This window comes from Proteus sp. G4415 (assembly GCF_963896075.1).
GTDB classification, from domain to species: Bacteria; Pseudomonadota; Gammaproteobacteria; order Enterobacterales; family Enterobacteriaceae; genus Proteus; species Proteus mirabilis.
On record NZ_CAWQOK010000164.1, the window covers coordinates 1 to 13,278 of the forward strand.

Annotated in this window: 9 protein-coding genes, 1 rRNA gene and 1 pseudogene; 2 read left to right on the plus strand and 9 right to left on the minus strand. The window is 41.8% G+C overall.

The window, feature by feature from the left end; all coding sequences use genetic code 11:
* Window positions 1–22: 22 nt before the first annotated feature.
* The 5 genes from AACU95_RS17690 to pepQ form a co-directional block, all read right to left on the minus strand.
* Window positions 23–1,565: ribosomal RNA gene (locus AACU95_RS17690) — 16S ribosomal RNA — on the minus strand.
* A gap of 419 nt (window positions 1,566–1,984) precedes the next feature.
* Window positions 1,985–2,515 (minus strand): menaquinone-dependent protoporphyrinogen IX dehydrogenase, encoded by a 531-nt coding sequence (gene hemG / locus AACU95_RS17695; RefSeq protein WP_012368796.1) that lies wholly within the window; start codon window positions 2,513–2,515, stop codon window positions 1,985–1,987.
* Window positions 2,516–2,535: 20 nt separating this feature from the next.
* Complete coding sequence (gene trkH / locus AACU95_RS17700; protein ID WP_004252906.1) at window positions 2,536–3,987, minus strand: Trk system potassium transporter TrkH; 1,452 nt, start codon at window positions 3,985–3,987, stop codon at window positions 2,536–2,538.
* Window positions 3,988–4,012: 25 nt separating this feature from the next.
* Window positions 4,013–4,633 (minus strand): IMPACT family protein, encoded by a 621-nt coding sequence (locus tag AACU95_RS17705; protein ID WP_012368795.1) that lies wholly within the window; start codon window positions 4,631–4,633, stop codon window positions 4,013–4,015.
* On the minus strand, window positions 4,633–5,967 hold the full coding sequence (gene pepQ, locus AACU95_RS17710) for a Xaa-Pro dipeptidase (RefSeq protein WP_161680102.1): 1,335 nt from the start codon (window positions 5,965–5,967) through the stop codon (window positions 4,633–4,635). Before pepQ ends, AACU95_RS17705 begins: the two co-directional genes overlap by 1 nt.
* Before the next feature lie 288 nt (window positions 5,968–6,255).
* On the opposite strand from pepQ, the gene fadB reads away from it, so the two are divergent.
* Window positions 6,256–8,436: a fatty acid oxidation complex subunit alpha FadB gene (gene fadB, locus AACU95_RS17715; protein WP_004246105.1), complete on the plus strand. Its 2,181-nt coding sequence runs from the start codon at window positions 6,256–6,258 to the stop codon at window positions 8,434–8,436.
* A gap of 11 nt (window positions 8,437–8,447) precedes the next feature.
* Entirely contained in the window at window positions 8,448–9,611 is a 1,164-nt protein-coding gene (fadA, locus tag AACU95_RS17720) for an acetyl-CoA C-acyltransferase FadA (RefSeq protein ID WP_012368792.1), read from the plus strand.
* A gap of 144 nt (window positions 9,612–9,755) precedes the next feature.
* Here fadA and fre read toward each other — a convergent pair whose 3' ends face one another.
* From fre to tnpA, 4 genes and pseudogenes are all read right to left on the minus strand, one after another.
* Complete coding sequence (gene fre / locus AACU95_RS17725; protein ID WP_004246107.1) at window positions 9,756–10,457, minus strand: NAD(P)H-flavin reductase; 702 nt, start codon at window positions 10,455–10,457, stop codon at window positions 9,756–9,758.
* A 15-nt stretch (window positions 10,458–10,472) separates the two neighbouring features.
* Window positions 10,473–11,942 carry a 4-hydroxy-3-polyprenylbenzoate decarboxylase gene (ubiD, locus tag AACU95_RS17730; RefSeq protein ID WP_012368791.1) on the minus strand — a complete coding sequence of 490 codons (1,470 nt, stop codon included), beginning with the start codon at window positions 11,940–11,942 and terminating at the stop codon, window positions 10,473–10,475.
* Window positions 11,943–12,061: 119 nt separating this feature from the next.
* Window positions 12,062–12,787, minus strand: coding sequence for a dipeptidase PepE (pepE, locus tag AACU95_RS17735; protein ID WP_004246111.1), 726 nt, complete (start codon window positions 12,785–12,787; stop codon window positions 12,062–12,064).
* Window positions 12,788–12,859: 72 nt separating this feature from the next.
* A pseudogene (tnpA, locus tag AACU95_RS17740) lies at window positions 12,860–13,278 on the minus strand (IS200/IS605 family transposase); the annotation flags it as partial.

Sequence of the window (13,278 nt, forward strand, 5' to 3'; positions counted from 1 at the left end):
CACATAACACGTATCTCTTAGGTAAGGAGGTGATCCAACCGCAGGTTCCCCTACGGTTACCTTGTTACGACTTCACCCCAGTCATGAATCACAAAGTGGTAAGCGCCCTCCCGAAGGTTAAGCTACCTACTTCTTTTGCAACCCACTCCCATGGTGTGACGGGCGGTGTGTACAAGGCCCGGGAACGTATTCACCGTAGCATTCTGATCTACGATTACTAGCGATTCCGACTTCATGGAGTCGAGTTGCAGACTCCAATCCGGACTACGACAGACTTTATGAGTTCCGCTTGCTCTCGCGAGGTCGCTTCTCTTTGTATCTGCCATTGTAGCACGTGTGTAGCCCTACTCGTAAGGGCCATGATGACTTGACGTCATCCCCACCTTCCTCCGGTTTATCACCGGCAGTCTCCTTTGAGTTCCCACCATTACGTGCTGGCAACAAAGGATAAGGGTTGCGCTCGTTGCGGGACTTAACCCAACATTTCACAACACGAGCTGACGACAGCCATGCAGCACCTGTCTCAGCGTTCCCGAAGGCACTCCTCTATCTCTAAAGGATTCGCTGGATGTCAAGAGTAGGTAAGGTTCTTCGCGTTGCATCGAATTAAACCACATGCTCCACCGCTTGTGCGGGCCCCCGTCAATTCATTTGAGTTTTAACCTTGCGGCCGTACTCCCCAGGCGGTCGATTTAACGCGTTAGCTCCAGAAGCCACGGTTCAAGACCACAACCTCTAAATCGACATCGTTTACAGCGTGGACTACCAGGGTATCTAATCCTGTTTGCTCCCCACGCTTTCGCACCTGAGCGTCAGTCTTTGTCCAGGGGGCCGCCTTCGCCACCGGTATTCCTCCACATCTCTACGCATTTCACCGCTACACATGGAATTCTACCCCCCTCTACAAGACTCTAGCCAACCAGTTTCAGATGCAATTCCCAAGTTAAGCTCGGGGCTTTCACATCTGACTTAATTGACCGCCTGCGTGCGCTTTACGCCCAGTAATTCCGATTAACGCTTGCACCCTCCGTATTACCGCGGCTGCTGGCACGGAGTTAGCCGGTGCTTCTTCTGCGGGTAACGTCAATTGATAAGGGTATTAACCTTATCACCTTCCTCCCCGCTGAAAGTACTTTACAACCCTAAGGCCTTCTTCATACACGCGGCATGGCTGCATCAGGCTTGCGCCCATTGTGCAATATTCCCCACTGCTGCCTCCCGTAGGAGTCTGGGCCGTGTCTCAGTCCCAGTGTGGCTGATCATCCTCTCAGACCAGCTAGAGATCGTCGCCTAGGTGAGCCTTTACCCCACCTACTAGCTAATCCCATATGGGTTCATCCGATAGTGCAAGGTCCGAAGAGCCCCTGCTTTGGTCCGTAGACATTATGCGGTATTAGCCACCGTTTCCAGTAGTTATCCCCCTCTATCGGGCAGATCCCCATACATTACTCACCCGTCCGCCGCTCGTCAGCAAGAAAGCAAGCTTTCTCCTGTTACCGCTCGACTTGCATGTGTTAGGCCTGCCGCCAGCGTTCAATCTGAGCCATGATCAAACTCTTCAATTAAAAGTGTTTGATGCTCAAAGAAATCGAAAACTTAGCTTATTCATTATATGAATTAACTTGTTAGTCACTCTTCAAGACTTGATACATCTAATTTTTTTAGAAGATATCGTCTCTGCGAGTGCCCACACAGATTGTCTGATAATTTGTTAAAGAGCAGTGCAACTGTCGCTGCCGTTTCCGGTCTTCTGCGTTGTTGCGAGGAGGCGTATATTACGCTATTCCTCTGAAGAGTCAAGAGTTTTTTCAAACTTTTTTCTTTTCTCTTCCCTTTCCGTCGTTGCTGTTGTCAGCTCATCGTCGGTCAGTGGGTGCGCATTATAGGGGCTTCTCAGATTAGCGCAAGTGTTTTTTGAAAAAAATTTACCGTTCGATTAAAACCCCAACAATGCGTACAAAAAACAGGTCACAACGAACAAATATCACTCAATTTTGGAAAATTTTGTCGCAAATTCGCTAACTTTATTCCAATCAGTATATTCGATTTCTTTTGTTGGATCGGTTTCACCCTTAGTCATCTTCATAATAAGCTGGATCATCACTCTATCAATCCATTTATAACGTGGGTAAAGAAGCGCGCCTGCAAAAACACCTGTTAATCTAGGTTTCCATGGAGTCTTATCTAAAAACTTACGCATATAAGCATTGGTTTCGGGCGTACTCTTTTCAGCTTTTCTTGCCGTAAGATTCACCCCAAAGAAGGCGGATGGCATACTATTTAATTGAGAAAGGTGTTGGGTAATAAATTTATCCAGTACTTTATTAAAATAGCCATATCTAATTGATGCCCCAACTAACACTTTATTATAAGCAGATAAATTAAGGCTATGGTGAACAGCAGTTAAATCTCTTACATCACATTCATAGCCCTGTTGTCTTAGTTTATTAGCTATGTGCGTCATTATTTTTTTAGTTTGACCATCTGTACTGCAGTACAGCAACAGCGCGCTCATACATCACTCCTTGTTTTTGGTTAATCACGCCAAAATGTTGGTGTAAATAAAACCAATAATGTGAAAACTTCTAATCGGCCAAATAACATGGTGACAACAAGTATCCACTTAGCGGCTGGATTCATTGTTGTAAAGTTATCAGCAACAATACCTAATCCTGGACCCAAATTATTAAGTGTTGTAGCAATAGCAGAAAAAGCAGAAAACTCATCAACACCTGTCGCTATTAACAGCATTAAGCTAATAATAAACACTAAAGCATATGCTGAGAAAAAGCCCCAAACCGCTTCTATAATACGCTCTGGTAATGCTCGATGTCCTAGTTTAATCGTATAAACCGCATTAGGGTGTACAAGACGTTTTAATTCACGAGAGCCTTGTAAAAATAGCAGTAAGATACGGATTACTTTTAATCCCCCCCCTGTTGAACCAGCACAGCCCCCGATAAAGGCAGAGCACAACAGTAACAGAGGTAAAAAAGTTGGCCACTGGGCAAAACTATCTGTTGCAAACCCTGCGGTTGTTGCCATTGAAACAACTTGGAAAAAAGCTTGATTAATTGTTGTCCATCCAGAGTCATATACCGAATAGAGCCATAGAATAAGGCTACAAATAATCACTAATCCGAGCTGTATAAAGATAAACATGCGAAATTCAGGATCTCGCCAATAAATATTGAGGCTTCGCCCTGTTAAAACCGAAAAGTGTAAAGCAAAGTTACACCCTGAAATTAATAGAAAAACACCAATAATGACGTTAATTGTTGGACTATTAAAATAGCCAATGCTTGCATCATGGGTAGAAAATCCACCGATTGCAATAGTAGAAAAACTATGCGAGATAGCATCAAACACGTCCATACCCGCAATCCACAACGCAAGGGCACAAATAATAGTGAGTAAGACATAAATCAGCCACAATGCTTTCGCAGTTTCTGCGATCCTTGGGCGCATTTTATTGTCTTTCAAAGGCCCCGGCATTTCTGCCCGATAAAGCTGCATTCCCCCAACGCCTAACAGTGGAAGAATGGCCACCGCTAATACGATGATCCCCATTCCCCCTAACCATTGCAGCATTTGGCGATAAAATAAAATCGCTTTAGGTAAGCTATCCAACCCAACAAGTGTCGTAGCCCCTGTGGTTGTTAATCCGGAAAAAGATTCAAAAAAGGCATCGGTAATCGATAGATGAGGTTGTTCCGAAAAAATAAAAGGCAATGCCCCTACGCTGCCTAACACAGTCCAAAATAAAACCACAATAAGAAAACCTTCTTTGGGTTTTAGATCACTTTTATTGTTTCGATTGGGGATCCACAACATTAGCCCAATAATAAGAGCGACAATAAATGTCTGACTAAATGCTCGTCCTGCACCATCCCGATAGATCAACGCAACGATACCGGGGATGATCATCGTGACAGAGAATAAAATAACAAGTAGCCCAACAATTCGGGTTATTGAACGAAAATGCATTTAGCGATTTCCTTGGTAGCAACGATTATTCATTCGGTTCTAAACATATTAATTGCATACTGCCACGACTGATATCGCGTAGTTTACTTTCAACTTTTTCACTCTCTACTGCTGGCAATGATAGTTCAAAAGTGACTTTATCAGTATATTCACTAGAGAGGATCTTCCCTTGATATTCTGCAATAACTTGCTCAAGTAATGACACTAAGGAATATTCACACTCCACAAGAAATCGGCGCTGAGGTACTTTGGTTTTCGTTGGCAAAAGTTTTAATGCCTGCTGTACCCCACTGCCATAAGCACGTACTAATCCACCAGTGCCTAATTTGATCCCGCCGAAATAACGTACCACAACTGCAGTCACCTCTCCCATACCACTCCCTAACAGGGGTGCTAGAATAGGTTTTCCCGCCGTGCCTGTTGGTTCACCATCATCAGAAAAACCTAACTGTTGTGAATCATCAGGTCTTCCGGCAACAAATGCCCAACAATGATGCCGAGCATCGGGAAACTGCGCTTTAATTGATTGGATATACGCTTTGGCAGCCTCAATCCCTTCAGTATGAGCAATAAATGTAATAAAACGGCTCTTCTTTATTTCTTCACTGAATTCTACCGTTTCAGCGGGGATCAAATAAGCTTTCATCAGGCTAAATGTAAGTCTCTTGTCATATTTTCAATTTTGTTATCGTGGATAATAATATTATCTTCAATACGAATGCCACCAAAAGGCTTGAAGTGTTCAATCAAATGCCAATCAAAATGACTACGATATTTCCCTTCACGCCAAGGTGCTAATAACGAATCAATAAAATAGAATCCTGGCTCAATGGTAAGTACCATTCCCGGCTCTACAATACGTGTACAACGTAAGAAAGGATACATGGCTGGCGCAGCTAAATGAGTCCCTTTATCATCCTGCATAAATCCACCCGCATCATGAACTTGTAAACCTAGCGCATGGCCTAATCCATGTGGTAAGAAGGGAGTTGTTAATCCTTCACTCACCATCTCTTCTTCGCTAATCCCCTTAACAATACCGTATTTATGTAATAATCCGGCAATACGTTGATGCATTTGAATATGATATTCGCTGTAGCGTACTCCCGCTTTCATTGTCGCTATCAATGCCTGTTGCGCATCATTCATATCTTTGACTAAAGCAGTAAATTCATGATTTTCTTTCGCTGAATAAGTACGCGTAATATCCGCAGCATACCCATTATACTCTGCTCCCGCATCAATGAGGAAACTACGATATTCATCTGGCGATTGATGATCTAATTTGGTGTAATGCAAAACAGCAGCATGTTCATTTAATGCAACAATATTGCCATAAGGTACATCTGTGTCCCGATGTCCTGTTGCCATTAAATAAGCCATATTAATATCAAATTCACTTAACTCAGCTTGGAATGCCTCACGAGCGGCGATATGTCCATTGACTGCCATTTTCTGCGCTTCGCGCATACATGCCAGTTCATAACCCGTTTTATAAGCACGATAATAATGATAATAGTTAAGAAGAGATTGGTTATTAACATTATCAAGACTGACACCTAATGAATCAGCCCGTTGTGTATTTGGCCCAATATAAGCAGTATTTTTATTAATAAAAGGTGCTAGCTCTTTTTGAATATCATCGACATTTTTTAAATGGATCAGCTCAATTTCATGGGTCCAATAGCTACTTGGTAAAGCTTCAACACTATGCCAATAATCAACAGGTGAATAGAACCAGAGTTTTGGTTTATTGACACCATCAACCAATAACCAACAATGTGGCACATCAGTTACTGGCACCCCCGCTTTAAAGTGTGCATTCACTTTAAAAGGGTAATCACTATCATCAAGGAAAACACCAATAGGTTCACCAGAGTGAATCAAGACATTATCAAGGTGGTGTCTAGATAAAGCATCACGAGTACGATTTTGTAGTGTTTTGATATGTTCTTGATACAGAGAAAGCAATTTTTCCATTACTAATCACCTATCTTTATTTATTGTTAATTATTCAGCTTAACACGCCAACTCTTTTACAGGGTAACACCATAGCAAAAATAGCTTACCATGACTTATTACTATGTTTTTACGATCCTTAATTATGCTGATTTATTCATTTAAACCAATCATATAAAAATCAATATATTAGATAATTTCATTGTGATCAGCCCTACATTTCCTTAATCAAATATTTGCAATTAATTAACATTGTATTCACACTCTAATTATCTGGTCATACCAGTTTATACTTTAGGGAGAATACAAATGCTCTATCAAAGCGAAAATATTCAAGCCGATTGGGTGAAGCAAGGTATTGTTGAGCTCGTTTTCAATGCTAGCGGTTCTATTAATAAATTAGATACAAAAACGGTGGCAATGTTAAGCGAAGCGTTAACAGTATTAGAAAACACATCTGATCTAAAAGGGGTTATTTTACGTTCAGAAAAACCCGCCTTTATTGTTGGTGCCGATATTACCGAATTTTTATCACTTTTTGATGCACCGGTTGAAGAACTGACACAATGGCTACATTTTGCTAATCATATTTTCAATCGATTAGAAGATCTCCCCGTTCCTACAGTTTCTGCCATTAATGGCTACGCCCTAGGCGGTGGCTGTGAATGTGTATTAGCAACGGATTTTCGTATTGCATCACCGGATTTACGCATTGGTTTACCCGAAACAAAACTTGGTATTATGCCGGGTTTTGGTGGCTCTGTTCGGCTACCTCGCCTTATTGGCGTTGATAATGCCTTAGAAATTATTACCGCGGGTAAAGATATTAATGCCGAAACGGCACTTAAGAATGGCTTAATTCAAGCTATTGTCCCTGTTGATAAGCTAAAAGAAAGCGCCATTTCACTGATAGAGCAAGCCATTGATGGCAAATTTGACTGGCAAGCTGCTCGTCAACCTAAAACTGTGGCGTTAAGATTAACGGAACTTGAACATAAAATGTCATTTGCTGTGGCAAAAGGCATGGTGATGAAAGTCGCAGGCCCTCATTATCCAGCCCCAATGACCGCCGTTAATACGATAGAAAAAGCCGCATTTCTAGATAGAAAAGCGGCACTTGAATTGGAAACAGAAAACTTTGTCAAACTGACCCGCACCGATGTTGCCAAAGCATTAGTGGGTATTTTCCTTAATGATCAATATGTGAAAGGCATTACTAAAAAGCGTCATGCTAGCTTGCCAAAACAAGCGGCAGTATTAGGCGCGGGGATCATGGGTGGCGGAATTGCCTATCAATCTGCACTAAAAGGCATTCCTGTTACCATGAAAGATATTAATGCCAACTCCCTTGAATTGGGTATGACAGAAGCACTCAGTCTGTTACAAAAACGTCAAGAAAAAGGACGTATGAGTGCCGTTGATATGGCAAAAACCCTCGCCTCTATTCATCCTACCCTAAACTATGCCAGTGTAGCTGATGCACAAATTGTGGTCGAAGCGGTGGTTGAAAACCCTAAAGTAAAAGCCTCTGTACTTGCTGAAACCGAAGCGCTCCTTGCTGATCATGCTGTACTTGCTTCGAATACCTCAACAATCCCCATTTCGCTACTTGCCAAATCACTAACACGCCCTGAAAATTTCTGTGGAATGCACTTCTTTAATCCCGTTCACCGCATGCCTTTAGTTGAGATCATTAAAGGTGAAAAAACCAGCGAAGAGACGATTAATCGCATTGTCAGTTATGCTAGCAAAATGGGTAAAACGCCAATCATTGTTAATGACTGCCCGGGGTTCTTTGTCAATCGCGTGCTCTTCCCTTATTTCGCCGGGTTTTCTCTTTTATTAAGAGATGGTGCTGATTTTATTGCTGTAGATAAAGTGATGGAAAAAGCCTTTGGCTGGCCAATGGGTCCGGCTTATTTACTGGATGTTGTCGGTATCGATACAGCGAATCATGCTCAAGCAGTGATGGCTCAAGGTTTCCCAGACAGAATGGGCAGTATTGATAAAGACGTTATTGCGCTTTTATATCAACAACAACGCTATGGTCAGAAAAATAATCATGGGTTCTATGACTACACTATTGATAAGCGTGGTAAAAAACAAAAGCAGGTAGATAACGATATTCACAGCCTTATTGAACATCATGTCGGCAAAAAACAGGAATTTAACCAAGACACTATTATTGCTCGTATGATGATCCCAATGATCAATGAAGTTATTCGCTGCTTAGATGAAGGCATTATCGCCTCACCTGCAGAAGCCGATATTGCATTAGTGTATGGTTTAGGCTTCCCTCCTTTCCGTGGTGGTGTCTTCCGTTACCTCGATACCATTGGATTAGCACAATTTGTTGCAAATGCAGAGCAATACTCAGAGTTAGGGCCACTTTACCAAATTCCTGAGAGCTTAAAACAAAAAGCATTACGTAACGAAACCTACTATCCAAAGCCTGCAAAAGTAGATGTTAACATCAGAGAACTCGCTTAAGGAGAGAAGAAATGGAAAAGGTTGTCATAATTGATGGTGTTCGCACCCCAATGGGACGTTCAAAAGGTGGAGCATTTCGCCATGTAAGAGCTGAAAATCTCTCTGCGCAATTAATGCAAGCTTTGCTTAAGCGTAACCCTGATATTGATCCCAATGATATTGGCGATGTGATTTGGGGCTGTGTGCAACAAACTTTAGAGCAAGGCTTTAATATTGCACGTAATGCCGCACTATTAGCAGAATTACCACATAAAGTTCCGGCAGTAACCGTCAATCGTTTATGTGGCTCTTCGATGCAAGCCTTGCATGACGGTGCTCGCCAAATTATGTTAGGAGAGAGCCAAGTTGCTTTAATTGGTGGCGTTGAACATATGGGTCATGTACCGATGACCTATAATGCTGACTTTAACCCAGCATTAAATCTTTCTGTGGCAAAGGCTTCATTCTCAATGGGGTTAACTGCAGAAATGTTAGCAAAATCATTTCAAATATCTCGTGAAGAACAAGACAAATTCGCCTATCGCTCACACCATTTAGCCGCCCTCGCGACCCAAAAAGGCTATTTTGACAACGAACTTGTTGCCATTAATGGTCATGATACAGCAGGAGATTTTATACGCGTCAGCACGGATGAAGTTATCCGTTATAACCCAAGCCTTGATGAATTAGCACAACTTAGACCCGTGTTTGATCCCGCCACGGGCTCCGTCACTGCGGGGAATTCATCGGCCGTCTCTGATGGGGCATCCGCGATGTTTATCACGAGCGAAAGTTATGCTAAGCAACATCATTTAAAACCCCGTGCAATTATTCGTTCGATGGCGGTAACAGGTTGTGATCCGGCAATCATGGGATATGGTCCCGTTCCTGCCACTGAAATAGCGCTAAAGAAAGCAGGGTTAACCCTCAGTGATATTGATATCTTTGAACTTAACGAAGCCTTTGCAGCGCAATCCTTAGCTTGCATGAAAAAAATGAACTTACTCGATAGCATTGATGACAAAATCAATCTTAATGGTGGTGCTATTGCACTTGGGCATCCATTAGGTTGTTCTGGTGCCAGAATAACCACCACGCTATTAAATATTATGGAGCGTAAAGATGCACAATTAGGATTAGCGACAATGTGTATTGGATTAGGCCAAGGGATAGCAACCATTATTGAGCGAGTTTAATCAAGATGATTTTTCATTTTGAGTAATATCACTTGGTTGACATGTTTGATTGCTTGGTTTTTTAACCATTTTCCCGCCGTCAGGGGCGGGTTTTTTTATGGTTTTTTTATGGTTTTTTTATGGTTTTTTTATCGTTATTGCTTATTAAATAAACTCAAAAGCATCACTAAATAAGCGTTCTCTATCAGCATTACGCTCATTACAAAAACGATCTCGCGCTATTTTAGCCATTTCAAAACGTCCTGCGATATAAATATCATAGGATGATAAATCGCCAAAATCTTCACTAATTGCCGTTAATACAGTCCCTTTTCTACCACGCCAAGCGTCATCAGGTTGTTCAACAACAGGTACGACTGATAATGAGGGATACTTTTCCGTTAAATCTTGCAACTCATTAAGATCATAAAGATGTACCTGCTCTCGTCCTCCCCAATAAAGCGTTATCGCACGTTGAGGATTTTCTTGTAATGCCGCTAGCAAGATAGAGTGAGTATAAGAAAATCCTGTTCCTCCTGCGATAAGCAACAAAGGACGTTGGCTCTGTTGTCTAAACCACGCATTACCATGGGGAATATCAATCTTTAATTGTTGAGTTTCTAAAATAAGATCGAGCACAGCCATTGCGTAAAGATTCAGATCTGACGCGCCAATATGAAGCTCAATAAAGTCTTTATTTTCGGGAATAGAGGCAATAGAGAATGGGCGCTTATCTCGCTCATCCATAACCGCTAAAAGGTATTGTCCAGCCTGAAAATCAAATGGGCCATCAGGTAATAATCTTACCCGATACACCGTATCTGTTATCGGCTCAACGAGTGAGACTTTACAGTTCAGTATCGCCATGTTGTTCCTCTATTATTATTTAACAATATCGAGCTGTTCCCAAATAGTATCGACCCGCTGTTTTATTTCATCCGTCATTACGATAGGTCGCCCCCACTCTCTCTCTGTTTCACCGGGCCATTTATTGGTCGCATCTAACCCCATTTTGGAGCCTAAACCTGAAACAGGTGAAGCAAAATCAAGATAATCAATTGGCGTATTTTCCATCATAATGGTATCTCTTGCGGGATCCATTCTAGTTGTGATAGCCCAAATCACATCTTTCCAATCTCTTGCATTCACATCATCATCGCAAACAATCACAAATTTAGTATACATAAATTGTCGCAAATAAGACCAAACTCCCATCATTACGCGTTTAGCGTGACCTGCATACTGCTTTTTCATGGTCACAACCGCTAAACGATAAGAGCAACCTTCAGGAGGTAAATAAAAATCGACAATCTCAGGAAATTGTTTTTGTAATATCGGTACTAATACTTCATTAAGCGCAACGCCTAATACTGCCGGCTCATCCGGTGGACGCCCTGTATAAGTAGAGTGATAGATAGCATCTTTACGACGTGTTAGATGTGTTATGGTAAATACTGGAAAAGAGTCAATCTCATTATAATAACCAGTATGATCACCATATGGCCCTTCTGGTGCAAGCTCACCGGGTTCAATATACCCTTCGAGAATAATTTCAGCACTTGCCGGGACTTCCAAGTCATTGGAAAGGCATTTAACGACTTCTGTTTTATTACCTCGCAATAATCCAGCAAAGGCATATTCAGATAATGTATCTGGTACTGGCGTTACGGCACCTAAAATTGTCGCAGGATCAGCTCCTAATGCAACAGAAACGGGAAAACGTTCTCCTGGGTGTTTTTGACACCATTCTTGGAAATCTAACGCGCCACCGCGATGAGATAACCAACGCATAATCACTTTATTTTTGCCAAGCACTTGTTGGCGATAAATACCTAAATTCTGGCGCTCTTTAAATGGCCCTCGCGTTACTGTAAGTCCCCATGTAATCAAAGGTGCTGCATCTTCAGGCCAACAATGCATCACGGGGATCTTAGTTAAATCAACATCATCGCCAGTTAACACAACCTCCTGACAAGGGGCTTTGCTCAGGCGCTTAGTTGGCATATTTAAAACTTGCTTAAATTTAGGTAACTTATCAAAAAGATCACGAAATCCTTTCGGAGGATCAGGCTCTTTTAAAAATGCTAATAGCTTACCCACTTCATGTAAGGCTTTAACATCATCTTGCCCCATCCCCATAGCAACACGCTCAGGTGTACCAAATAAATTACATAGCACTGGCATATCAAACCCTTTAGGATTTTCAAATAACAGTGCAGGCCCACCAGCACGTAATGTTCTGTCCGCTATTTCGGTCATTTCAAGGTAGGGATCTATTTCAAAGGTGATGCGTTTTAATTCACCTTTTTCTTCGAGTAATGAAAGGAAATCTCTTAAATCGCGGTATTTCATCATAATCTTACGAGCCAGTGAGTGAGAGAAAAGAGGGCAAAGCCCTCTTTGAAACACTATAAGCTAAACGCATAACTCACTAAAAAGCAATGCCTTTTATATGAGATTGCAAATTATTATTATAAACAGCGAAATGGAACCCATTTTGCCAACATTTTTGTATCAAATTGTTCTGGAAAAGTTTTTCCATGTTGGAAAATTTTAAAGCCTTCATTTTTAGCGCTGTAATAACGTAACTCTTCACCCTGAATATATAAGTAACTACCTTCACGAATGGCAACCACTATCTCGTCTGGGTTCATCGCACAAAACTCCGCAATACGCTCATCTCGAGTTTCGCCCATATGTCCACTAATGGTGGCATCAATATAGTGCGGGTTAATTTGTACAGGGAATAATCCCAGTGAAGGCATAACAACAGAACAGCGCACAGGCATATCATTTGTAGTACGGATAGTCGGAGTGGCAACATTACAACCCGCACTCCAACCGATATAAGGGATATTACGTTCACGAACTGCACGCTGGATAGGAACCACTAATCCTTTCTCATGCAGCATTTGGTTTAATAACCACGTATTCCCCCCACTAACTAAAATACACTCAGCATTGTTAATGGCTTCCACTTCTGAATCAAAATGTTCAATACAAGTCACTTCAATACCTAATACTTCTGATAATTCACGAGCACGTTGGTCGTGATCAGAACGAATAACCGCATATGCAATAAGCACGGCAGAACGAATACCACGCTTTTTAATCATGCTGTCGATATTATCTTTGGCGTAACTTAACCATTGTGGGTCCCCGGCAATCTTCCCATTACTCAATAAAAAAACTTCCATTTGAAAACCTCTTTATAATTATGGATCAGGATCTAAGATAATTATCTTGGGAGTTTTTTCTTGTTTTTGCCATCATTTTTTTGTCAACTTGTTACCTCTATCTGAGATAAGATTGAAACTTCTCAAAACCACTGCATTTATCCAAAGCACCGTAAAACCCCGTCCTTCAGGTCGGGGATATAAGGCGCGGTTTTTTAACTAACTCGGTGTTTCCTGTTGCTCAATGTACTGGCGGATAATGGATATTGGTGCGCCACCACAACTCCCCGCGAAATAACTCGGCGACCAAAGAACCCCCTTGTAGTAATCACATTGGGCAATATCAGGACGATCACGTCGAAGTAATCGACTCGATACCCCTTTAAGGCTGTTAACCAGATTAGATATCGCCAGTTTTGGCGGGTAATTAATCAGTAAATGAACGTGATCCCGTTCCCCATCCATTTCAACCAGTTCAACATCAAAATCAGCACAAACACTGGCAAAGTAGC